General features: G+C 52.8%; 16 protein-coding genes and 1 pseudogene. 11 read left to right on the forward strand and 6 right to left on the reverse strand.

The window, feature by feature from the left end:
- Positions 1 to 26: 26 nt before the first annotated feature.
- Positions 27 to 548, reverse strand: a complete 522-nt coding sequence (locus tag BLP78_RS04875) for an Rrf2 family transcriptional regulator (RefSeq protein WP_090457064.1) — start codon at positions 546 to 548, stop codon at positions 27 to 29.
- A gap of 562 nt (positions 549 to 1,110) precedes the next feature.
- Positions 1,111 to 1,755: pseudogene (locus BLP78_RS04880) on the reverse strand (TetR family transcriptional regulator).
- A gap of 193 nt (positions 1,756 to 1,948) precedes the next feature.
- On the opposite strand from BLP78_RS04880, the gene BLP78_RS04885 reads away from it, so the two are divergent.
- The 6 genes from BLP78_RS04885 (at position 1,949) to BLP78_RS04910 (ending at position 12,623) form a co-directional block, all read left to right on the forward strand.
- Positions 1,949 to 3,124, forward strand: coding sequence for an efflux RND transporter periplasmic adaptor subunit (locus BLP78_RS04885; protein WP_256330064.1), 1,176 nt, complete (start codon positions 1,949 to 1,951; stop codon positions 3,122 to 3,124).
- Positions 3,125 to 3,173: 49 nt separating this feature from the next.
- On the forward strand, positions 3,174 to 6,296 hold the full coding sequence (locus BLP78_RS04890; protein ID WP_090457068.1) for an efflux RND transporter permease subunit: 3,123 nt from the start codon (positions 3,174 to 3,176) through the stop codon (positions 6,294 to 6,296).
- Positions 6,293 to 7,693 (forward strand): efflux transporter outer membrane subunit, encoded by a 1,401-nt coding sequence (locus tag BLP78_RS04895; RefSeq protein ID WP_090457070.1) that lies wholly within the window; start codon positions 6,293 to 6,295, stop codon positions 7,691 to 7,693. The genes BLP78_RS04890 and BLP78_RS04895 overlap by 4 nt, the downstream gene beginning before the upstream one ends.
- A 29-nt stretch (positions 7,694 to 7,722) precedes the next feature.
- The gene (locus tag BLP78_RS04900; protein ID WP_143002891.1) at positions 7,723 to 8,043 is read left to right on the forward strand and encodes a hypothetical protein; all 321 of its coding nucleotides are present in this window, start codon (positions 7,723 to 7,725) and stop codon (positions 8,041 to 8,043) included.
- 171 nt (positions 8,044 to 8,214) lie between these two features.
- Entirely contained in the window at positions 8,215 to 9,453 is a 1,239-nt protein-coding gene (locus BLP78_RS04905) for an efflux RND transporter periplasmic adaptor subunit (protein ID WP_090457074.1), read from the forward strand.
- Positions 9,450 to 12,623: a multidrug efflux RND transporter permease subunit gene (locus BLP78_RS04910; RefSeq protein WP_090457076.1), complete on the forward strand. Its 3,174-nt coding sequence runs from the start codon at positions 9,450 to 9,452 to the stop codon at positions 12,621 to 12,623. The genes BLP78_RS04905 and BLP78_RS04910 overlap by 4 nt, the downstream gene beginning before the upstream one ends.
- Before the next feature lie 86 nt (positions 12,624 to 12,709).
- On the opposite strand, the gene BLP78_RS04915 is transcribed toward BLP78_RS04910, so the two are convergent.
- Positions 12,710 to 13,633 (reverse strand): LysR family transcriptional regulator, encoded by a 924-nt coding sequence (locus tag BLP78_RS04915; RefSeq protein WP_090457078.1) that lies wholly within the window; start codon positions 13,631 to 13,633, stop codon positions 12,710 to 12,712.
- A gap of 144 nt (positions 13,634 to 13,777) precedes the next feature.
- Here BLP78_RS04915 and BLP78_RS04920 point away from each other — a divergent pair, with 144 nt between their 5' ends.
- From BLP78_RS04920 to asd, 5 genes are all read left to right on the forward strand, one after another.
- Positions 13,778 to 15,247 carry a ribulose-bisphosphate carboxylase large subunit gene (locus BLP78_RS04920; protein ID WP_176752781.1) on the forward strand — a complete coding sequence of 490 codons (1,470 nt, stop codon included), beginning with the start codon at positions 13,778 to 13,780 and terminating at the stop codon, positions 15,245 to 15,247.
- Between the two features lie 25 nt (positions 15,248 to 15,272).
- Complete coding sequence (locus tag BLP78_RS04925; protein ID WP_090457082.1) at positions 15,273 to 15,707, forward strand: ribulose bisphosphate carboxylase small subunit; 435 nt, start codon at positions 15,273 to 15,275, stop codon at positions 15,705 to 15,707.
- Between the two features lie 248 nt (positions 15,708 to 15,955).
- Entirely contained in the window at positions 15,956 to 16,915 is a 960-nt protein-coding gene (gene cbbX, locus BLP78_RS04930) for a CbbX protein (RefSeq protein ID WP_090457203.1), read from the forward strand.
- Between the two features lie 184 nt (positions 16,916 to 17,099).
- Positions 17,100 to 18,935 carry an ABCB family ABC transporter ATP-binding protein/permease gene (locus tag BLP78_RS04935; RefSeq protein ID WP_090457084.1) on the forward strand — a complete coding sequence of 612 codons (1,836 nt, stop codon included), beginning with the start codon at positions 17,100 to 17,102 and terminating at the stop codon, positions 18,933 to 18,935.
- 638 nt (positions 18,936 to 19,573) lie between these two features.
- Positions 19,574 to 20,443 (forward strand): archaetidylserine decarboxylase, encoded by an 870-nt coding sequence (gene asd, locus BLP78_RS04940; protein ID WP_090457086.1) that lies wholly within the window; start codon positions 19,574 to 19,576, stop codon positions 20,441 to 20,443.
- Between the two features lie 123 nt (positions 20,444 to 20,566).
- On the opposite strand, the gene galU is transcribed toward asd, so the two are convergent.
- From galU to BLP78_RS04955, 3 genes are all read right to left on the reverse strand, one after another.
- Positions 20,567 to 21,607: a UTP--glucose-1-phosphate uridylyltransferase GalU gene (galU, locus tag BLP78_RS04945; RefSeq protein ID WP_090457088.1), complete on the reverse strand. Its 1,041-nt coding sequence runs from the start codon at positions 21,605 to 21,607 to the stop codon at positions 20,567 to 20,569.
- 115 nt (positions 21,608 to 21,722) lie between these two features.
- Positions 21,723 to 23,252 carry a cytochrome B6 gene (locus tag BLP78_RS04950; protein ID WP_090457090.1) on the reverse strand — a complete coding sequence of 510 codons (1,530 nt, stop codon included), beginning with the start codon at positions 23,250 to 23,252 and terminating at the stop codon, positions 21,723 to 21,725.
- A gap of 638 nt (positions 23,253 to 23,890) precedes the next feature.
- Positions 23,891 to 24,670, reverse strand: coding sequence for a Crp/Fnr family transcriptional regulator (locus BLP78_RS04955; protein ID WP_090457092.1), 780 nt, complete (start codon positions 24,668 to 24,670; stop codon positions 23,891 to 23,893).
- Positions 24,671 to 24,720: the final 50 nt, after the last annotated feature.

Below are 24,720 nucleotides of genomic sequence, written 5' to 3' on the forward strand. Positions count from 1 at the left end.
ACAAAGGTGGATATCCGTAATCGGTATCACGCCGAAAATGCGGCATGTCCAAGCTCAGGCACAACCTTTTCTGACGGAATCACGTTTCGCATATCGAGTATTTGCATAACGCCACTCTCTCTCGCCTTGTGCGCATCACTTCTTGCTTTCTGGTCATCAACCAATTGCTTCAATGTCACCGCGCCAAGGTGATCGAAAATAAGCTCATTGAGCTTCACCCATAAGTCGTGAGTCATACACTTTTTATCGTTGTGACAATTTTCCTTTCCGTTGCATTGCGTCGAGTCGATCGGCTCGTCGACAGCGAGGATAATCTCCGCTATCGACACGTGTGCCATATCCTTCGCCAGGCAATAACCGCCTCCGGGCCCTCGCACACTATCGACAAGCCTGCGCTGGCGCAGTTTGGCAAACAATTGCTCAAGATAGGATAGCGAGATTTGCTGACGCTGACTAATTTCGGCGAGCGTCACGGGGTGAGTGCTATGTTGCATTGCAAGATCCAAGAGTGCTGTTACCGCAAACCGTCCTTTGGTTGTTAGCCGCATGATAAACTCCTCTTTACTCTTGTGATTCAATCAAATAGGGATATTGATCATAAACCGGTTCAGTCACTGCCAATACATGACTGATTTAGTCAACTATAAGATACTTGATCGATTTAGTCAACTATAACAAAACATCTCCTGCAGAAGGGTCAATATCTGCCGCAAGAAGACCGAGGGGGATGTAAATGAGGTTTTCCGGCAGGCTCCCTTCAGGAACGACGGATGCGCGCAGCGCGCCAATTACAACTTGCCTTAACCTGAATCCAGCAGTTGTAGCGAGCTCACCAAAAGATGAAGCTCACGGGTACGATCAGCCGGATTCAAGGTTTAGCCCGGATGTTTCATAAATTCGCGTGATGATTGCGCAGGATTTTGTTTTGTAGGGAGATTTCGTGAAAGAGTGGCGTAGTTATTCATACGCCCGACTGAACGAAATTTTCATACGAAACAAAAGACCAGCAAGGGCGCGCGTCAATTTATGAAACATCCGGGTTAGGAATGATTCTGATAAAAGAAGACCGAAGATTTGATACAGGCGGGAAAAGTTGACTCGGGAATCCAGCTAACTGGAGGGTTGCATCAAGGTACTCTTGCGGCGACGGAGGCTCATATGTGATTTTACCAACTCGATCGCCTGATGGCGAAACTGCTTGCCATCCGTATCTTTTACCCACATATGCAACAGGCCGATAAAGAATAGATGCGTATCCATCGCCAACTGAGCGGGGTCGCGCAATGGATACAGTTGCTCCTAAGCTTCCGCCCGCTCGTAAATCAGCCGTAATTTTTCCTCGATGCTGGAACAATTACATAGAATCTGTTGCAAAACAGTAGCGAACTCGTCTACATATTCGCACTTGATCATCAGGATCTCGTAAACCTGGCGCGTTTCAGCGCTGTCAACCAATGATTGAATGGTTCCGCATAAAAAATTTTCTATACAAGTAAGCGCATCTTCACAACCTTCGATCAGCAGAGTATCGTCCATGCGATCGATCAATGGCAGCAGTACTTGCTCACGCATTGCCTGAAACAAATCGACTTTATTACTGAAGTGCCAATAAATCGCACCCCGCGTGACCCCGGCCTGGACGGCGATATGCTCCATCGTTGTGCGGCTGACACCGCGCGTCAAAAATACCTGGCGCGCCGCCTCGATCAGGCGTTGCCGGGTTAATTCAGAATTTTCCTTTGTTTTCCGGACCATGGTTCCAGTTGCTTTTCCAGTCAATTAATTTATTTACATTGCTGCTCTTCTTTTGTATATAATTTACATACATACACGAATGTATGCAAGATGTTTCTTTTTTTCTTTTTGACTGTTTTCGTTTACCGCCATGGGGTTAAAGATGCCAGCTGCCAGATATTATAAAAATGATAAAAACAGACTTGGCAATCTGATGGCGACTTTGCATTCGAAAGCCACCATCGCACTTGTCATTGGCATTGCCATGAACATTGCATTGGCCGCCTGTGGCAAAAATGACCAGGCAGCCAATCAACCACCTGCTGGAATGGCGCTGCCGGTAAGCGTGATCGAAGTACAACCCACCAGCGTGCCGATCAGTGCCGAAGCGGTCGCACAAACCGAAGGCGCCAAGGAAGTGGAGATACGGCCTCGCGTCGGGGGTATTTTGCTCAAACGCCTGTACGAAGAGGGGGCGGCGGTAAAACTGGGTCAACCCATGTTTCTGATCGATCCTGTACCCTATATAAACGCTCTGGCGCAAGCAAAAGCGCAACTTGCTGAACAGAAAGCCCGCATTGCGCAGACAGAGCGCGAAGAAAAGCGCTTGCACGATCTTCTTGAAATGCAGGCCGTCAGCCAGCGCGAGTACGATAATGCCGTCTCCGATAACGCAATCGCAAACGCCTCCCTGGAGCAGGCGGAAGTTCGCGTGCGCGACGCCGAGCTGAATCTCTCTTATACCTCCGTGCCGGCCCCGGTGACCGGAGTATCCGGCCGCTTCCAATTTTCCGAGGGGACGCTGGTTGAGGCCAACACCAGTCTTCTGACGACGATAGTCCAATTATCACCCATCTGGGTACGCTTCAGTTTATCGGATAACGAACTGGCGCAGATCGGCGGTCCGCTGCATGAACAAAACGTGCAGCAGGTAACCTTGATACTGCCGGATGGCTCGGAATACGGTAAAAAGGGCAAACTGAATTTTGCAGCCAGCGAAATTGATCCGGCGCTGGGTACACAGCAATTGCGCGCAACATTCGAGAACGCGGATCAGCGGCTTTTGCCGGGGCAGTTTGTGCGTGCACGTGTCACCACAGGCGAACGTGATGGCGTTTTTCTTGTACCCCAGGTTGCGGTGCAGACGTCCGATCTGGGAAATATCGTGTATATCGTCAATGACAAAAATGAAGCAACCGTACAACCGGTTGTAACAGGCCATTGGTTGGGCAAGGAGTGGGTCATCCTGGGCGGTCTCAAAGCGGGTGATAAAGTCATAGTCGACAATATCATCAAGCTTCGCCCCGGGGCCGCTGTGGCGCCTAACCCGCTTCGTTCAGAGATACCCGTGGCGACCCATGCTCCGGAATCCGGAATCACCGCCTGCTGAGACTCCTGCTCGGCCCGACCCAGAGAAACAGACTTAGGCGGAAATCATCATGACAAGATTCTTCATCACGCGACCTATTTTTGCGTCCGTAGTATCCATTATCATCGTGCTTGCCGGGTTGGCAGCCGCGATGCAATTGCCTATCGCACAGTATCCGCAAATTGCGCCGCCGACCGTGCTGATCACGGCGACCTTCCCAGGCGCCAGCGCCGATACCTTGGCTAAAACGGTCGCGGCGCCGATTGAAGAGCAGTTGAGCGGTGTCGAGAATCTATTGTATTTCAACTCCAGCGCCGATTCGAGCGGTACGCTGACAATAACCGTGACCTTTGAAGTCGGTACGGATGTCGATCAGGCAACTTTCAATGTAAGCAACCAGGTAAATATTGCTCTGCCGCGCTTACCGGAGGAAGTCCGCCGCACCGGTCTGATAATACAAAAGCGTTCCAACGATATTCTTCTGGTTTTTATGCTCGTCTCCAAGGAGAAGGGCAAGTTTGACCCGTTGTACCTGAGCAATTATGCGACGCTTAACGTGCTGGACGAGCTAAAGCGCACCAAGGGGGTTGGTGACGCGATAGTTTTCGGGGGACAGGATTATTCCATGCGTATCTGGCTGCGCCCTGACCGCATGGCTCAATTAGGCGTTACTACCACGGATATTGCTGCAGCCATTCGATCTCAAAATGCGCAATATGCTGCCGGCAAGATAGGACAGGAACCTGCACCTGCGGATCAGCAGCTGATTTATACCGTTAACGCCAAAGGCCGCCTGCTGGAACCTGAGCAATTCGGTAATATTATCTTGCGCGCCGATGGGCCGCGTGGTGCACTTTATCTCAAGGATGTCGCCCGTATCGAACTGGGCGCGCAAAGCTACGATGTGCGCACCGCGCTCAACGGTCAACCTGGCGCGGGCATCCCCATCTTCTTGCAGCCCGGTGCAAATGCGCTGGAGACGAAAGAAGCCCTCGTCGCCAAGATGGAGGAATTGAAGACTCATTTCCCTGAAGGAATGGACTATGTAGTGCCTTACGATACCAGCCTGTTCGTTACTGCCTCGATCTGGGAAGTCGTTAAAACGCTGGGCGAAGCGATGATACTGGTGATATTGGTTGTGTACCTTTTCCTGCAAAGCTGGCGCGCCACGCTGATTCCCCTTGTTGCGGTACCGATCTCTCTCATTGGCTCGTTTGCAGGACTATGGTTGTTCGGCTTCTCGATCAACACGCTTACGCTGTTTGCGATGGTGCTATCTATCGGCATTGTGGTGGACGATGCGATAGTCGTGCTGGAAAATATCGAGCGCTTGATGGACGAGGAACAACTATCACCGATGAAAGCTGCCATCAAGTCCATGGAACAGGTTTCACGAGCCGTTGTAGCCATTGTATTGGTGCTGTGTGCAGTGTTTGTGCCTGTAGCCTTCATGGGCGGCATCGCCGGTGAGCTATATCGCCAGTTTGCCGTGACGGTTGCCGTCGCCGTGGTAATTTCCGGCATAGTAGCGCTGACGCTCACGCCTGCGTTGTGTGCCATCATCCTGAAAACCACTCATGGCGAATCTGCGTTCTTCCGGAAATTTAACAGCGGATTCAAGGGCCTGACTAATTTCTATACGCATACGGTCAACCTGACATTACATCATCCCATTATTGGCGCGCTCGTGTTCGCAGGGATCGTTGGCGTGGCAATTTACCTGGGCAAAACGGTTCCCGAGAGCTTCGTGCCGCCTGAAGACCAAGGCTATGTGGTGACCGCAACGATCCTGCCTGATGGCGCAACGCTGTCTCGAACAACCAGGACGGCTGAAGCCGTGCGAGCCGCCATTGCGGAAGACCCGGCAGTTTCCCACCAGTTTGTGGTGAATGGTTACGATCTTATCGGCGGTGGAAACAAGACAAGCTCGGCAACCATGTTCGTGACATTCAAAGACTGGTCCGAACGGACTGCCACCGCGGAGGATATTGTCAACAAACTGTTCGGTATCGGCATGCAGCAGCCTGATGGCATCGCGATAGCATTTAATCCCCCCGCCATCCGTGGACTGGGCACCGCTGGGGGTTTTGAAGTTTATGTGCAAGCCCGCGGGGGGTCGGACCCCTTGAAATTGTCAGGTGTCGTAAGCAACCTCATCGACGCATTGAACCAGGAACCGCGCCTCGCCGGCATCAATACTTTCTTTCGTCCTACAGTACCGCAATTTTTCATTGAAGTGGATGAGGCCAAGGCGATTTCGCAGGGAGTATCGATCGCCGACCTGTATGCCACCTTGCAAAGCACCATGGGTTCGCTCTATATCAACGATTTTAACAAGTCCGGCCGTACCTACCGGGTGCAACTGCAGGCGGAACCCCAATACCGTATGAAGCCGGAAGATCTCGGCAGGGTGTACGTGCGTTCCGAATCCGGCGCGATGGTGCCCATGTCGGCGCTGAGCACGATAAAAAGCATCGTGGGTGCGGAACAACTGGAACGCTATAATGGGCTTCTTGCCGCAAAAATCATGGGAAGTGGCGCACCCGGCGTAAGCTCGGGTGACGCCATTAAACTCGTGGAAGAGATCGCGGCAAAAAACCTGCCGGATAATTATCAGATTAGCTGGACGGCACAGGCTTTTCAGGAGAAACGTACCGGTTCCGCAGCAACTCTCGCTTTCAGTTTTGCCATTATTATGGTATTTCTGATTCTGGCTGCGCAATTCGAAACTTGGGGATTGCCGCTGGCCGTTATCATGGCCGTGCCTTTTGCACTGACGGGTGCGCTGCTGGCGGTGCTGGTACGCGGGATGCCAAACGATATTTACTTCCAGGTGGGCTTGATTACACTGATAGGCCTGGCGGCAAAAAATGCAATCCTGATCGTGGAATTCGCCAGTCAGAAAATGAGGGAAGGCATGCCCGTCGCAGAAGCCGCGGTTGAAGCTGCGCGTTTGCGTTTCCGCCCTATCGTCATGACTTCCATGGCTTTCGTGCTGGGGATCGTACCGCTGGTCATCGCGACCGGGGCCGGAGCCGCCGCACGCCGCTCAATGGGAACCGGTGTCTTTGGCGGCATGCTGCTCGCGACCTTTGTCGCAACCATATTCATTCCGTTGTTCTTCACCTGGCTTACTCGCAAGAGCGCGGGAAAACCGACTGAACATGAACATGTACAAAAGGAAACGGCATGATGCGCCAATATAATGTCTGGATCAGAATATTATTCTTACTCCCGTGTCTCGCCATAGCCTCTTGCGCCATGGGACCCGACTATGTCCGGCCCCACATCGACACCGCTGATACGTTTCGCATGGCTGAGAACGAAGGACACTCCATTGCCAATCTTCCATGGTGGGAGCTGCTTCACGACGATGTACTTCAACAACTTATCCGGCAGGCTTTAGCGGAAAACAAAGATCTCAAGCAGGCCGTGGCAAGCGTCGAGGAACTCGAAGCCCGTAGTGCCATCAGCCGTTTTGACCTGCTCCCGAAGCTGGACTACAACATCAACGCGCCTGCATTCGGCACCCTCGGCGGATTTCTTTTCCCCGGGTTTCCCACACCGTACAGCTACTTCGCACAAAATAACCTGGCCTGGGAAATAGATATCTGGGGCAGGCTCCGCCGCGCCAACGAGGCCACTCGTGCGGACTTGATGTCGCGCGAGGAAAATCGCCGGGCCGTTGTCCTCACACTGGTGAGCTCGGTAGCACAATCCTATTTCGATCTTTTGCAATTCGACATGCAGTTGGACATTGCGCAAAATGCACTGCGGTCCTGGGAGGAGTCGGTCGCCCTCTCCCGGGCACAACTGCGTGGAGGCCTCATCTCGCGCCTGGATCTGGATCAGTTCGAGGCAGAGCGAGCCAACGCGGCCACGCGCGTGGCGGAGATCCAGCGTCAAATGGTTCAGAAGGAGAATGAGCTGAGCGTGTTGTTAGGCAAGAATCCGGTGCCGATCGGGCGAGGCATTTCACTGACAGAACAACTGTTGCCGCCCGCAGTCCCTGCCGGCCTTCCCTCCGAGTTGTTGCAGCGGCGCCCGGATATTTTGCAAGCCGAACAAACGCTGGCAGCAGCTACCGCGAGGATTGGAATGGCCAAAGCGGCACGCTTTCCCAGGATTACAATCACCGGTTTTCTTGGCGTGGCCAGTCCGGCGTTGTCCAAGCTACTCGTGTCGGGAAGCGAATTTGGAGCGGCGGGAATCGGTCTGGCGGGCCCATTACTGAATCCGCAAAGCCTGGGGTTCGAACAGCGGGCGGCTGAGGCGATAGCAAGACAGGTATTGGCCAAGTACGAACAGACCATTCTTGTGGCCTTCAAGGAGGTTGAAGATGCCTTGGTAGCCGTTCGTACGTTTAATGATCAACGCACGGCGCAACAAGAACAGGTCGAAGCGTTGCGCTCGGCTTTGCGTGTGGCAGACCTCCGCTACAAGGGCGGCATTACCAGTTATGTGGATGTACTTCTCGCCAAGCGCAACCTGTTCGATGCCGAGTTTGGGCTTTCGGCAACACGCCGGATGCATCTGGTGTCTGTCATTCAACTCTATAAGGCGCTGGGCGGAGGGTGGTTGCCAGCGTAACGAACATCGTCCGCACCAGGTCGTCGCGGTTGGCGGATGGCACGCGCCGCTTCGGTTCTGAACGTATTTTTTTTATACCCGTCTTTTTGCAAAAACTTGCCGGTCCGATATTTCAAGCACCGGCCAGACGTTTCGCCCATATATCAGTACCGCTGGCAAGCCAGCGATACATTTTATATGCTTCACGTTATATTGCTTCACTGCTCTGCTGTGGATCGCTCATAATGGAAGAAGATGCAAGGAGGCGTTTGGTTTTTTATCCAGAACTTTCTTCAGTTGAATCCGCATTTGCGGTCAACTCAAGCCTCACAGTCAATTGCGGCGTGAGCCGCAGCGGAAATCAAGAGTAGCAAGGCTGAACAATACGATTTCATAGCCATGGCTTCCCGCTATGCGTCGATCGCGGCCTCAATCGAAACAGAAATGCACATCCAGCAGCTGAATTTCCGGCAAAATCCGATCGCCGGGTAACTCAGCCCTGGAAACCTGTCCTCTATTCAGGGCAACCCAAGAGCCGGGATATGAATCTGACAATTCAGCGGTTAACAGCATCAGTCATCCGAAATGGAACCCGCATCATTCGCATGAGCGTGGGGTTGCTCCTGGTCCTCCTCGCCGCTTGCTCGGAGAAAGCGCCGCCCAGCGCGGCCCAGCCTGCCCCCGAAGTGGAAGTGATCACCGTTACCACGCAAACGGTCCCGGACGAACCGGAGTTTATCGGACGAACGGAGGCTTTCCGTCCCGTGGAGATTCGGCCACAGGTTACCGGCATCATTCAAAAAATATTTTTTACCGAAGGCCGGAATATTCGCAAAGGTGAACAGTTGTACCTTATCGACCCTGTTCCCTTTAAAGCCGCTTATCTCAGTGCCAGCGCACGCGTGGCCCAGGCTCAGGCGCGACTGGTACAGGCGGAGCAGGATCTGGTCCGTGTAAAACCCCTTCTCGAGGAACAGGCTGTCAGTAAAAAAAACGTCGACGATGCCGTAGCCGAGACACTGGCAGCCAAAGCCGCACTGGAAGCGGCGCGCAGCGACCTGGTGAAGGCGAAATTCGATATGGACAATACGCTGATCACGGCGCCGGTAAGCGGCCGAATCGGCCGTAGCCAGTTCTACGAAGGGAGGCTGGTCTCCGCACAGACGACCCTTTTGACGACTATCGATCAGTTGGATCCCATGTACGTCAATGTGAGCGTCCCGGAAAGCTATCTCCTCCGGCGGCGCCGCGATCTTGCCGAGCGCAGGATCGAAAGACCGGATATTTTTCAGTTACGGGGCGTGATGACCTTTTCCGACGGGAGCGTATATCCGGGAGAAGGGTTGCTTGATTTTGCGGATGTCAACTTACGATCCGAGACAGGCATGCTACAGACGCGATTCACATTTCCTAATCCGGAAGGCGGCTTTGCGCCGGGGCAGTCCTATTTTTATCCCGGGCAGTTCGTCAAAATTCGCCTCAAGGGATATATCCGGCCCGATGCGATCCTCATCCCGCAACGAGCCGTTCAACAGATGCCTACCGGATCGTTTGTCTACGTGATCGGCGAGGGCGACAAGGCGGAGCTTCGTCCGGTTCAAGCGAGCTTGTGGTACGAAAACGAGTGGTTGATCGACAATGGGCTTCAGCCAGGGGAACGGGTGGTGGTGGAAGGTTTTCATCGGGTTCGGCCAGGGGCTCAGGTGACCGCTGTCCCATTCCAGGGTGGAAAGACTCCAAATAGTCGTCCGGAGGAAAAAACCACGCAGAACGCATCATGAGTTCTCATTTTTTTATCGATCGTCCAATTTTTGCGTCGGTCCTGTCCATCATCATTGTCGTGCTGGGTCTGGTGTCTTTGCAGAAGCTGCCGATAGCGCAATTTCCACAGATCACGCCGCCCATGGTGCAGATTGATGCGGATTATCCCGGCGCAAGTGCGGAAATTGTCGCAGAAGCGGTAGCGCGTCCGATCGAGGTACAACTCCCTGGTATCGACAATCTCCTCTACTACGACTCCACCAGTACGAATGATGGGCACATGACGATGAGGCTCACGTTCGAGATCGGAACTGATGTGGATATCGCGCAGGTCCAGACGCAGAACAGGCAACGTCTTGCCGAACCCCAGTTGCCCGATGAAGTCATCCGTCAGGGGGTGACTGTAAAAAAGACGTCGCCGGATCTGCTGGCGGTCATCATGCTGAGCTCCACCGATCCCAGGCATGAGACGGTTTTTCTCTCGAACTATGCCCTGCTTCGCGTTCTTGACAACGTCAAACGAATCCCCGGTGTCGGCGACGCCATCATCTTCGGCGCGCAAAATTATTCGATGCGGTTGATCCTCAATCCCGTCCGCATGGCGCAACTCGATATCACGCCGACCGAGGTTGCGGCCGTGGTTCGTGAGCAGAATCGGGATTTCCCGGCCGGGAGGATAGGCCGCGAACCCACGCCCAAAGGCACTGAGCTCACCATTCCCGTCATTACGCGTGGCCGAATGAGTGAGGTCAAGGAATTCGAGGATATGATCGTTCGGGCTTATCCGGATGGTTCCATGGTCCGGATGCGGGATATCGCACGGGTGGAGCTGGGTGCTCAATCCTATGACCTTGAGGGGCGATGGAACGGGCAGCCGAACGCGTTCCTGCTGACCTTTCTTTCCCCGGGCGCCAATGCGCTCGAGACGGTCAAGCACGTTCGCCATGAAATGGAAAAGCTGGCCAGAAGTTTTCCGGCAGGCGTGTCCTATGATATTCCCTATGACACGACCACATTCATTGATGTCTCCATCAAGGAAGTGGTGAAAACCCTTATTGAAGCGACGCTCCTGGTCATCCTGGTCGTCTTTCTTTTTCTGCAGAGCTGGCGTGCGACGCTCATCCCTGCTGTTGCCGTTCCAATTTCCCTTATTGGAACGCTGGCAGGGATGGAAGCACTTGGATTCTCGATTAATACGCTGACCCTGTTCGGCATGGTTCTGGCCATCGGCATCGTGGTGGATGATGCGATTGTTGTGGTGGAGAATGTCGAGCGGCATATGACCAAGGGAGGCTTGTCACCCAGGGACGCAGCCAAAAAAGCCATGGACGAGGTAACGGGGCCCGTGGTTGCAATTGTCCTTGTACTGGCTGCCGTGTTTGTTCCAGTCGCTTTTCTAGGCGGAATTACCGGTGAGCTGTATAAACAGTTTGCCATCACCATTGCCCTGTCCGTGGCCATCTCCGGGTTCGTGGCGCTTACGCTCAGCCCCGCGCTTTGCGCGCTGGTTCTCAAGCCAGGCCACGACTCGGCCAATAAGTTCTGGAATATTTTCAACCGGTCGTTTGACTGGCTTCAGAGCCGCTACGTCGGAACCGTCGGGATGATCCTGAAGCGATCCTTGATTGCTCTGGCCATCTTCGGAACTCTGATAATCGTCATCCTTGGGCTGTTCAAGACCATTCCGGGCAGTTTCCTTCCGGAAGAAGATCAAGGCTATTTTATTACGATCGTCCAACTGCCGGAGGGGGCCTCCAAGACACGTACGATCGAGGTCCTTAAAAAAATAGAGACCTATTTCCGGGCGAATCCCGCAGTCCATTCGACGGATGTTCTGGCGGGCCAGAATTTCGTGTTCGGCACACGGGGAACGAATCAGGCGACGATGTTCGTACCACTGCAACATTGGGATACACGCACCGATCCCAGCGACCAGGTTCCGGGTCTTATTGCGGCGGCTCTCGGGGAATTTGCCAAAATCCCCGAGGCCTTGATCCTTGCATTTAATGCGCCTTCCATCCCGGGCCTCGGTTCCACAGGAGGTTTTTCGCTTCAATTGCAAGATCCCAGTGGCGGCGATTTTACCGAGTTCGCCGCTGTCGCTCAGGAGTTTGTGGCCAAGGCTGTGGAATACCCTGCGATTGCGGCTGCCAATACGAATTTTCGGGTAAGTACCCCACGGCTGTATGCCCAGGTAGACCGTGAGCGGGCTAAAGCGCTGGGGGTGCCCATTTCTGAAGTCTTCGATACCATGCAGGCTTATTTTGGAAATCTGTATGTCAACGATTTTGTGAAATTCGGCCGCGTCTACCGGGTGCAAACAGAGGCGCTACCGGAGTATCGTTCCCGCCCGGACGACATCAGCAAGGTATATGTGCGCGCCCAGAATGGTACGGAACATACCATGATCCCGCTGGACTCGGTCGTGTCCACCGAATTCAGCAGCGGCCCGGACCCGGTTACGCATTTCAATGGCTTCAATACCGCACTCGTGCTGGGCGGCGCCGCGCCGGGATACAGCTCGGGACAGGCGCTGGCAGCGCTGGAACAAGCAGCAAATGAAATCCTGATACCTCGCGGTTATACGATCGACTGGAGCGGGATATCATTTCAGGAGCAGAAGGCTGGAGGACAGTCCATCATGGTGTTTGCCTTCGCTCTGCTCATGGTCTTTCTGGTGCTGGCCGCGCTGTACGAAAGCTGGTCCGTTCCCTTCGCAGTCATTCTTGCGATACCTTTCGGGGTCCTGGGGGCACTACTGGCCATATGGGTTCGCGGGTTAACCAATGACATCTATTTTCAGATCGGATTGATAACGTTGATCGGTCTCACGGCAAAAAATGCAATCCTGATTGTCGAATTTGCGAATCAGCGATATGCTGAAGGCGTACCGCTGGTCGATGCCGCGCTCGAAGCGGCACGCCTTCGTTTCCGGCCTATCATCATGACCTCCATGGCCTTCATACTGGGTGTGTTTCCGCTTGTGGTGGCATCCGGGGCAGGCGCAGCAAGCCGGAATTCCATCGGCACGGGCGTGTTCGGCGGAATGCTGGCCGCCACATTCCTGGCCATTTTTTTTGTACCGCTCTTTTTTGTCATGATAGGCAAGGTCACTCGACGGGGTAAGCAACCAATCGCTGAGCCTCAACAGATTGCGGCTGGCGATTTATCTCCTGAAGAAAAATCATAGTGTCTATGCGAATAACCGCATCGAATGGCAGCGGGGGGCAGCCGGAATCAGACGCAATAAAACAGGTGGATAACAACACTACTACTTCAGTGTTTCACTCCTGTTATTTCCGGCATCAGCGCTGGGGCCTCCTTCAACAAAAACTCCCTGAATGCTTGCGCTACGCTCGAAAGCCGCTTGTTTTTTCGGTGCACCACATGCCAATGGCGAATGATTGGAAAATCCTGCACATCCAGAATCGAGAGACGCTTTGTCTCCAGTTCCAGCTCAGCGGTATGCAACGACATGATGCCCAGCCCCATCCCCGCTTGTACCGCCTGCTTTATCGCCTCGCTGGTATCCGTTTCCATCCCCCGGTTAATGGCAATATGATGCGCCGCAAAGAAACGTTCCATTGCGCCGCGCGTGCCCGAACCGGGCTCACGCACGAGGAAAGTTTCCCGCTCCAGCCGTTTTACGGGAATACGGCGCATCTTGCATAAGGGATGATTCGGCGGCGCAATGACCACCAACGGGTTCTCCATAAAAGATTCAGTAGCGATGTCCGGGCCATCCGGTGGTTGCCCCATAATGGCCATATCAACCGCATTGTCGGATAATTGCTTCAGAACCGTCTCCCGATTGGCGACATTCAGGCTGACGGTAACGCCGCTATAGCGCTGGCAGAATCTTGCGAGCAGGTGCGGGGCAAAATAATTGGCGGTACTCACTACCGCGATATTCAGTTTGCCTCGCTCCAGACCCTTCAACTCATCGAGCGCCAGTTCCATATCGGCCAGTTGCTGGGAGATCGCGCGGCTGTAATGATAAAGTTCGCGTCCGGCATCCGTCAGATAGATTTTCTTGCCCATCTGTTCAAACAACGGCAAACCGATACTTTGCTCCAACTGCTTGATCTGCATCGAGACCGCGGGTTGGGTCAGGAAGAGGCTTTCGGCCGCACGCGAAAAACTCAGGTGGCTGGCAACGGATTCGAAAACCTTTAATTGCCTCAGAGTGAGATGTAGCATAGTCGTTTTTGTCGAGGCCAATTTTGAGGAATCATATAAGATAAAGATTATCATAACAATCAAAACACGTGACTGTTGTTTATGATAATTCGGGTTACAATTCACCCTGTAGTACTTTTATCTACCCCTATGAGGAGAATCGACATGAGTGAAGAATTAACCGGCAAGGAACGCTACAAATCCGGCGTGCTGCCCTACAAAAAAATGGGTTACTGGGATTCCGATTACGTACCCAAAGATACGGATGTCATTGCTGTGTTTCGTATTACCCCTCAGCCAGGGGTGGACCATGAGGAAGCCGCCGCTGCTGTTGCCGGCGAATCTTCCACCGCAACCTGGACCGTGGTATGGACCGACCGGTTAACCGCTGCCGAGCTCTACCGCGCCAAGGCCTATCGCTCCGAGCTGGTGCCCAACACCGGGCCCGGCACCAAGAACGAGCCTCAGTATTTCGCCTACATCGCCTACGATCTGGACTTGTTCGAAGGCGGTTCCATTGCCAACCTGACCGCATCGATCATTGGCAACGTATTTGGTTTCAAGGCCGTAAAAGCACTACGTCTGGAAGACATGCGCATTCCGGTCGCTTACCTGAAAACTTTCCAGGGTCCCGCTACCGGGATCGTGGTAGAACGCGAACGCCTCGACAAATTCGGGCGCCCATTACTCGGCGCCACCACCAAACCGAAGCTGGGTTTGTCAGGACGTAATTATGGGCGCGTAGTATATGAAGGGCTCAAGGGTGGTCTCGACTTCATGAAAGACGACGAGAATATCAATTCTCAGGCCTTTATGCACTGGCGCGACCGTTTTCTGTATTGTATGGAAGCCGTCAACAAGGCGTCCGCTGCGACCGGTGAAGTCAAGGGCCACTACCTGAACGTCACGGCAGGCACGATGGAAGAAATGTATGAGCGCGCCGAATTCGCCAAATCGCTGGGCTCGATCATCATTATGATTGATCTGGTGATCGGCTACACGGCCATCCAGTCGATGGCCAAATGGGCGCGCAATAACGACATGATTCTGCATCTGCACCGTGCCGGCAACTCGACCTACTCGCGTCAGAAGAATCACGGCATGAATTTCCGCGTGATCTGCAAATGGATGCGTATGGCAGGCGTGGATCATATACACGCAGGTACGGTCGTTGGGAAGCTTGAGGGCGATCCACTCATGATCAAGGGCTTTTACGACACATTGCGCGACACACATACTCCGAAAAATCTCGAAACCGGCCTGTTCTTCGAGCAGGACTGGGCTTCTCTGAACAAGGTTATGCCAGTTGCTTCAGGTGGCATTCACGCGGGTCAGATGCACCAGTTGCTTGATTATCTCGGCGAAGACGTGATATTGCAGTTCGGCGGCGGAACCATCGGTCACCCGATGGGCATACAAGCCGGTGCTGTTGCCAATCGTGTTGCGCTGGAAGCGATGGTCTTGGCGCGTAATGAAGGTCGCGATTATGTGAACGAAGGCCCCAAGATTCTCGAAGCCGCTGCCAAATGGTGTACGCCGCTCAAGCAAGCGCTGGATACCTGGAAAGACATCACCTTCAACTACGAATCCACTGATACTGCCGATTTTGTGCCTTCCACCACGGCCAGCGTTTAATCATATTCAAGGAGATATATAAACCATGATGACCAATGTAGGAAATCTCGTCACGCAGGGGCAGTTTTCTTTCCTGCCCCCATTGACGGACAAACAAATCTCGGCGCAGATTAAATATGCGCTGAAGAATAATTGGGCAATAGGTATTGAATACACCGATGACCCGCATCCACGCAACACTTATTGGGAGATGTTCGGTAATCCGATGTTCGATCTGAAGGATCCCGCCGGCATATTGGCAGAGATCAATGACTGCCGTAAAACCTACCCGAATCATTACATACGGGTAACGGCATTCAACTCCACTCGTGGGGTCGAGAGCCCAACCATGTCGTACATCGTCAACCGTCCCAAAACCGAACCAGGCTTTGGCGTGGTACGCCAGGAGGTGGAAGGCCGCAGCATTCGCTATACCATTCATTCCTACGCAACCGACAAACCGGAAGCCGAGCGGTATTAATCAGGATCTCCCCTACTCCTTTTGACGGATAGGGGCTGATTGGAGGCAGGAACGAATTGGGTGGCAATAGCACTCAGTCGGCTTCTGCCTCTTCCCTGCAGCTTTTCGACTGACGGATGAGCTCGCAGCACTATTAGCACCACACTGATTTCGATGCATAGCAAGCAGTACAGGCGGCGTCTAATGGCGCGCATAAGTTTATAATTTCCCCGTACAAGCTTTGTATGGCCATTTTGTATGGATCAAACGTGAAAAAACCTTCAAAAGAACCTGTCTCTTCGGATGATGATAATCCGGTTGATCTGGCCGCGGAATTTCGCGACTCCAACATCAAGGAAGTGTTGGACAAGCTGGACCTCGAGCTGATCGGCCTTAAGCCGGTTAAAACGCGTATTCGCGAGACGGCTGCGCTGTTGCTTGTCGATCGCCTGCGCAAAAAACTGGACCTGACGGCTGGGGCACCCAGCCTGCACATGTGTTTCACCGGCAACCCCGGTACCGGGAAGACAACCGTGGCGTTACGCATGTCCGAAATTCTGCATCGCTTGGGATATGTGCGTGAAGGGCATCTTGTCTCCGTCACACGCGATGACCTGGTGGGTCAATATATCGGTCACACCGCACCTAAAACCAAGGAAGTATTGAAGAAAGCAATGGGCGGCGTCCTATTCATCGACGAAGCTTACTATCTTTACAAACCCGAGAATGAACGCGACTATGGTGCCGAATCGATAGAGATTCTGTTACAGACCATGGAGAACAACCGTGAAGACCTGGTTGTAATACTGGCTGGCTACAAAGATCGGATGGATAAATTTTTCCATAGTAACCCTGGCATGCGTTCACGCATCGCGCATCACATCGACTTCCCTGACTATGGCGCCGATGAATTGGTTGCCATCGCCAAACTCATGCTGGCTGCGCAAAACTACCGCTTCAGCCCGGAGGGCGAGAAAGCTTTCCGCGAATATATCGGGTTAAGAATGAAGCTGGAGCATTTCGCGAATGCCCGTTCCGTTCGTAATGCCCTGGATCGAGCGCGTCTGCGCCAAGCCAATCGCCTGTTCGCCGGGGCGAAGAAAAATCTTTCGCGAATAGACCTGATGACTATCGAAGCCGAAGACATCCGCGCGAGCCGGGTGTTCAAGGAAGGCGCGGTGGATCTGGACGGTGATGAAGGGGCGAACGAGGTGCCGTCAAGCGGCTGATCTGGTGTATCAATCTGTAATAAAACGCCGCTGAAATTATCGAGGCATGACATGAGGGCGCCCACTCGGGCGCCTTTTTTTTGCACGCGAAACGACTTGCCTGTGGGGGTCATCTGTCAGATCACTGGCGACAGCACCACGTTATACTTATTCCCTCATTCGACATTTCATCCGAAGATAACTGATGCGTCCCACCCGCCTGGAAAAACCATCCGACAATCGCAACGATTGGCAGACCATTCGTTCCTTGCTGCCCTACCTGTGGGAATTCAAGGGCCGGGTAATCACGGCATTGACACTGCTGATCCTGGCCAAGCTCGCCAACGTATCCGTACCGCTGATTCTCAAGGAAATCATAGACGCGCTTGACCGTCCGCGCGCGTTGATGGTTCTGCCGGCTCTGATGCTCTTGGGTTACGGCATCCTGCGCCTGTGCAGCACGCTGTTCGGTGAACTGCGCGATGCCGTATTCGCCAAGGTGACACAGCGCGCCATTCGGCGGGTAGCAATCAGAGTATTCAACCACTTGCATGCATTGTCGCTGCGTTTTCACCTGGAGCGTCAAACAGGCGGCGTCTCCCGCGACATCGAACGCGGCACGCGAGGTATCTCGTTTCTGCTTAACTTCATGTTGTTCAACATTCTGCCTACGCTGCTGGAAATCGGCTTGGTAGCCGCTATTCTTCTCTCCAGATACGACATCTGGTTCTCCGTGGTTATTTTTGCGACGCTGGCTGCCTATATTGCACTCACGTTGATCGTTACCGAGTGGCGCATGATCTTTCGTCGCACCATGAACGACATGGATTCGAAAGCCAATACCCAGGCCATAGACAGTTTGCTGAACTATGAAACAGTCAAATATTTTGGCAATGAGTCATGGGAGGCGCGGCGCTACGACGAGCATATGCAAAAGTGGGAGACTGCGGCCGTGCGAAACCAGACTTCGCTGGCAGCGCTCAATTCCGGGCAAAGTGCCATCATCGCGGTCGGTGTCACCCTGCTGCTGTGGCTGGCAGCGGATGGCGTCATCGAGGGCACCATGTCGTTAGGCGACCTCGTACTGGTCAATACCTTTATGCTCCAGCTATATATGCCTCTGCATTTCCTGGGATTCGTTTATCGCGAAATCAAGCATTCCCTGGCGGATATGGAAAAAATGTTCAGCTTATTGGCGGAGAATGAGGAGATAAAAGACAAATCAGGCGCAGCCGATCTCATTCCTGGACATGCAGCGGTTCGCTTTAAGGAAGTGAATTTTAGCTATGAGCCCAATCGCCAGATTCTGTTTAATGTGAGCTTCGACATACCGGCTGGCTGTAACGTAGCAGTGGTCGGGCATAGCGGATCCGGTAAGTCGACATTGGCCCGCCTGCTGTTCCGTTTCTACGATATCAACAGCGGCTGTATTTTGATAAACAACCAGGATATTCGCGATGTCACTCAGCAAAGCCTGCGTGCAGCGGTGGGCATCGTGCCCCAGGATACCGTGCTGTTCAATGACAGTATTTATTACAATATTGCCTACGGGCGCCCGGATGCAGCCCGCGAAGAAGTACTCGAAGCCGCCAGGCTGGCGCACATTCACGACTTCATCGAAAGCCTGCCGGGAAAGTATGAAACTACCGTAGGAGAACGAGGATTGAAACTTTCGGGTGGAGAAAAACAACGTGTCGCGATTGCACGCGCAATTCTGAAAAATCCCAAAATTATTATTTTCGATGAGGCCACGTCGGCACTCGATTCAAAATCGGAAAAAGCCATCCAGGCAGAGTTGAAGCGTATTGCCGTGGATCGGACTACACTGACCATTGCGCATCGATTGTCCACTATCGCGGATGCCGACCAGATTCTGGTCATGGACAGCGGCAGTATAATTGAACGTGGCACCCACTGGGAGCTGCTTGCAGCAAACGGTACTTATGCCCACATGTGGGAACTGCAGCAGCAGGAAGAACAAACAAGACAACTGCTGGATGGCACCGAAGCGCACTTGGATACCATTGCGAGCTCGGGTTAGTTTTTCCGTCAATCATCATTCGCTATTGTCGAGGATAGACGGCGCCAGATGTATCTGGACGATATTGGGCACGCCATTGGTCAGTTCGGATAACGGCTGAAGCGCTTCCAAAAATCAGCGTGGCTCCAATCCCTACTACCGAAAAAAATACGATGTACCTGAAAAGCTTCTCCTATTAACCTAAATCCGGTAGTTGGACGGGGTGAAGTATACGGTTTTTGGGGTGCAGGGCAAGGCGCAACGACGCGGAATGGTCGTTCCATTCCAAGAAGTTGCAACGCAACCATGTGCCCCAAAAACTGTGCAATTCACCCCGTAGCGCCCTCACCCGAAGGTGAGCGTCAAATAATATGAAATATTGTTATTAATCATAACACCGATCTATAAATGAGCGGTCAACTACCGGATTTAGGTTTAAGCATTGGGCAAGTCATTTACGGTAAATGACTTGCCCGGTGTACGATATCGCTGTGTGGAATCCGATGGGAATTTTTTATGGCCTACCCGTGTCGAAAAAATATTGAGCGGTCAAAATATTTTTGATCCATCGAGCACAAACGGAATCCACAAGGCGTTTTAGCAAGACTTAATTTACCCAACCTAATATAATTACCGTCCGGCTTCCAAAGGTACCCAAAGTGTCCAAGGCGTCTTTTTCGGTTCTTCCGCAATATCTGCTACCCAAGCAGGCAATTACCGTATTTGCCGGAAAGGTTGCAAGCGCCCGCGCGGGTCGTCTGACGGCATTTTTGATTCGCTGGTTCATCAAGCGCTACGATGTGAATATGGACGAAACGATTAATCCGGATATTCACAGTTATAGGACCTTTAATGATTTTTTTACTCGCGCGTTGCTCCCTGGAAAGCGGCCCCTGGCCCAAGCGGACTTTGTTTGTCCGGTCGACGGCAGTATAAGTCAGCTAGGCGTTATTCGCGGCGATCAAATATTTCAGGCCAAGGGGCATAATTTTTCTACGACCGCGTTGGTCGGCGGCGATAGCGAGTTAGCTGAGAAATTTCGCGGAGGTAAGTTTGCGACGCTGTATCTGAGCCCTAAGGATTACCATCGGGTACATATGCCTTGCGATGGCCGATTAACTCGTATGATATATGTCCCAGGCGTGTTGTTCTCCGTAAATCCTCTTACAGCCCGCGGCATTCCAAGCCTTTTCGCCCGCAACGAGCGTGTGATTTGTGTATTTGAGTCGGAACGTGGGCCATTTGTGCTTGCGCTGGTAGGCGCCACTATCGTTGGAAGTATTGCCACGACGTGGCATGGTGTCGTAAATCCTAAACGCCCTGGACGTGTTCGCGAGTGGCGGTACGATTCGCAAAACCTGGTGTTCCGAAAAGGCGATGAAATGGGCCGTTTTCAGCTAGGCTCAACGGTGGTGATGTTATTTCCCAAAAATACAATGCAATTTAATTCACTTTGGACGCCCATGCGAGCCATACGTTTCGGCGAAATGATGGCTATCGGAACCAGCGACAACAATCGGGATGTGTAGTCAACCTGGTTCCCATGAGTTGAGATGTTAGCTTTTCTTGAGCCCGCTTGTTTCTGAACAGCTACATCAGAAGCACGTCGCTCACCACAGTCAACACTGATGCAGAGGTCTACTCTGGATTGTTCAGGCTGAGGCACTCTTCAACACTACCGAACGAGCAGCAGGCTTGTCGATAGCGAGATTCGATGGATAGGAACGTTCGGACGCGAGTTCACGCCCTACTCGCAGTATCACTTCCCGGAATTGTCTGCCTACCTCGGGATGCTGCAAACCATACGCTACCGTGGCTTCCAAAAAACCTATCTTGCTGCCGCAATCATAATGCCTGCCCTGGTAACGGTAGCTCACCACGGATTCCAGTTTGAGAAGACGCGCGATGCCGTCCGTAAGCTGGATTTCTCCCCCTACCCCAGGGTCCAGATTTGCGAGGCATTCGAAAATCGTGGGCGAAAGAATATAACGACCTACGATGGCCAAGTTGGACGGGGCCACATCGGGCGAAGGCTTCTCCACTACGTTTCGAATTTTCATGGTGCGGCTTTCGGCATCTTCCCCGAAAGCGTCCACAATTCCATAATGACAGGTGTCTTCGCGGGGCACCGTCCGGACAGCCACGAGACTGCTCGGTGCTTGCTCGTACTGGGAAATCATCTGCGCCAGTACAGGGGGTTGGGCATCAATCAGATCATCCGGAAGCAGCACAGCAAAAGGCTCGTTCCCGATTTGATGCTGGGCGCATAAAATCGCGTGTCCCAGTCCCCTGGGCTCTTCCTGGCGCACAAAAGTGAAACGGACCCCGTTGGGTGTGAGTTGCCGCAACATCTTCAATGACGCATGTTTCTCTTGTGAAGCCAGTTCGTTTTCCAGTTCCACCGCACGATGGAGATGGTCTTCAATAGATCGCTTGCTGCGATGAGTGACAAAAACGATCTCTTCGATACCTGCCGCCGCTGCTTCATCCACCGCATATTGAATCAGTGGCCGATCCACGATTGGCAACATTTCTTTAGCTACCGCCTTGGTTGCAGGCAGAAAACGCGTGCCGAGCCCCGCCACGGGGAATACGGCCTTTCGCACCAATTTTGTCGATTTACGAATAGATGCGCCACTAAATGACACGACTTCTTTTCGGTTTGGAGTTGCAGTTGCAGCAGAAATACTCATGAGTCCTCTCCCTGATTATGTCGTCATCTTTACATCGATCGTTTATATTCCAGCCATAAAATTCTAAGGATGCGTTCCGCTGATTTCTCTTGCGCCCGAAGTTGCAAAGCGTTAACTATAGTTGACGCATATAAGCTACCAAGTCGGATTTCTCTTCATCGGTCAGTTTGAGCTGCAACACGAGATTGAAGAATTCAACCGTATCTTCGAGGGTCAGCAAACGGCCATCATGCAGATAAGGGGGGCTATCCTTGATGCCTCGCAACGTGAAGGTCTTTATTGGCCCGTCTCCTGGCTCGTTTACGAAGCGTTCGAGTTTCAGGTCGTGCATTTGCTGATCAAGGAAAGAGGGCGGCTGATGACAGCTCACGCACTGCCCCTTCCCGAAAAAAACTTTTTCACCGCGAAGTTCATGTGCGGTCGCTTTGGACGGATCGAGCCGACCTTGCGTATTGAGTTTTGGCGCGGGGGGGAAATCCAGCATATTCTGAAGCTGCGCCATATGACTCACGTGAATTCGATCGAATATCGTAAGGCCCTTTTTCATCGAATGGATCGCGTCTCCATTGAAGTAGGCGGTACGGAATTCGAACTCGGTGAAGTCTTCCACCGAACGAAGGCTGCGCTTAGAACCATGAATCTGCTGGTTGAATAACCCGCGCAAACTGACCGTATCGAGACGAAAACGCCGCTCCTCGGGCCGGATATCGGGGCTAAGATGAAACTGCCCTGTCGTATGACCATTTACATGGCAGTCGAGACAAGTCACTCCCAGGCTGGGTTGAGCACTTTTGCGATCGTCCGTCGGGTTGAATTCTTCCTGCGGGAAAGGGGTGAGCAGCATCCTCAGACCATCCAGTTGTACTGGCGTCAGAATATCCTTGAACAGGCGATAATAATTGTTGATCGATACCACTTCGCCCCGCGAGACATCCCCTAGTTCAGGCCGGTTCTGAAGAAACATGGCCGGAGGGAACTCCGGAAGAAATGCTTCGGGCAAATCATGTTCGATGTCAAACCGCTCCAAGCGTGGAAACATGTCGATCTGAGCCTGGGTGAAGACTTGTCCCCCTGGGGATTGTTTCGGGTGAGGTAACGCCGGATACGGAAACATATTTTTTACCCGTATTTCCGGCGGAGACATGTCGGCTAATTTTTGCCAGGTCATTCCCGCCGGTAGACGCGCCGTAGGCCCAACAGCCAGAGGTTTGCCGCGCGACATTTTTGCTTCTTTATCGAGCCGGGGGTTTAAATCGTATCGCCGCAGGAGAAGCTCACGCTGTGTTTTCATGACCTTGGGGCGAGCGGCTACATCGGCTTTCATGGTTTCCTCGAAGGTCTGCATCGGCTTTTTCGCGTTCAGGGGATCACGATAAAATTCGAATCCCAGTGTCTTTCCCTTGTCGGGCTGATTTTCAAAAGCGGGTGAAGAAGGCATCGCGTTCGGGGCAGCAAATTCGCTGGAACGGTCGTGCTCATTCTTCTGCTGTTCGGGCCGGGTAACGCGTGTTTCGCGCACGGTCTGAGCGCGAACGACAGCATCCTGCGATTGCGGATCTGCCGAGCGGGTGTCGTAATCGTTCTGGCCGAAAACGCTTCCCGTGGTCAACCCTAAGCCAAACATCAGAAAACCCAGTCTTTTCATGGTAGATCTCCATTCTTGATCGCGGGAAGCGTTATCAGCTCTTCACGTTCATTTTTTTCGGATATCCCACACGTTTAATTAACCTAAATCCGGTAGTTGGACGGGGTGAAGTGTACGGTTTTTGGGGTGCAGGACAAGGCGCAACGACGCGGAATGGTCGTTCCATTCCAAGAAGTTGCAACGCAGCCATGTGCCCCAAAAACTGTGCAATTCACCCCGTAGCGGCCTCACTCGGAAGGTGAGCGTCAAATAAGATGAAATATTGTTATTAATCATGACGCTGATCTATTAAATGAGCGGTCAACTACCGGATTTAGGTTGAATCAGCGTGAATAGTCCCATGCCTCAGGTAGCAGGTCTGTGCGAAACCGCACACTAGCAGCCTGTCGGGCTTGAAGAATCGCAGCGAAAAAGTGACTGGGCGAGAGCAGATTTTGAGGATTTTGAAGGCTAATAGTTATTCTATTGGCTGAATAAGCGGTGAAATATGAACCGGCCAGATGCTTTTGCAGCCAATTCCTTTAGGTCCGACAAGCTGCCAGGGGTTGAGCATTCTTTCCCCCGACCTCATACTCGACCGTAGATGCCTTGTTTCCTTTCTCCAAGGCGCAACTGTCGTGTTCGGGAAAATTCGTGACCTACTTGATTGATTGGAAAAACCGCTTGAATTGTTTCTCGGGAAGCCGTCCAAAATGGGTGGCAGACGATACATAAGTTTCCAGCAACCGCTCATACTCTTCTTTTACGATCTTGTAGTTCTCGCCCGCGCTGGCTTCCAGTTGATTGCGGTCCGCTATCGCGATGTGGCCTCGTCTGCAATGAATCGCGCCGGCCATGTGTAGTTTGTTCGCTGCTACCGTTACGCTTTCCCGGCGTACTCCCAGCATAATCCCAGCCTGTTCATGCGTGATGTGAAGCTCATTGCCCGAGAGGCGGTCCAGGCTCATCAGCAGAAAGTAGGCAAGCTGCTGATCGACAGTATGATATCGATTTGAAACCGCTATCTGTTCCGTCTGGATCATCAGCGCATGTGCAAAACGCAGGAGGAAATGTCGTAGCTCGGTTCCCGCCTCAAATTCACTTTTTAATAAGCCAGTTTTGATCCGATAAGCTTCACCTGTGCTCTGCACTATCACGCGAGCGTGGCTGCTCTCGCCGCCAAAAAGAACAGAAATATCGACCACGCCTTCATTACCGATGATGCCGATCTGGGTGCACGCGCCGTTTTCAGTCTCATACAGCCGCGTGACGATGCAGGTCGTCGGAAAATATAGATACCTTATGGGGAGCCCAATCTCATAAATTACGTAACCCGCCGGCATCGATACCAGCTCAAGGAGAGGTAGCAGATGTGTGTAGTCCGCAAGGGAAAGTGCTGCCAGCATTCTGTTCTGCTTGGGGCTTTGAGGCGGAGGCATGATAAATCCCAGTATCGGTTGTCGTATCGGAAGAATACGTCTCGCAATGC

This window comes from Nitrosospira sp. Nsp1, assembly GCF_900100985.1.
Lineage (GTDB): Bacteria > Pseudomonadota > Gammaproteobacteria > Burkholderiales > Nitrosomonadaceae > Nitrosospira.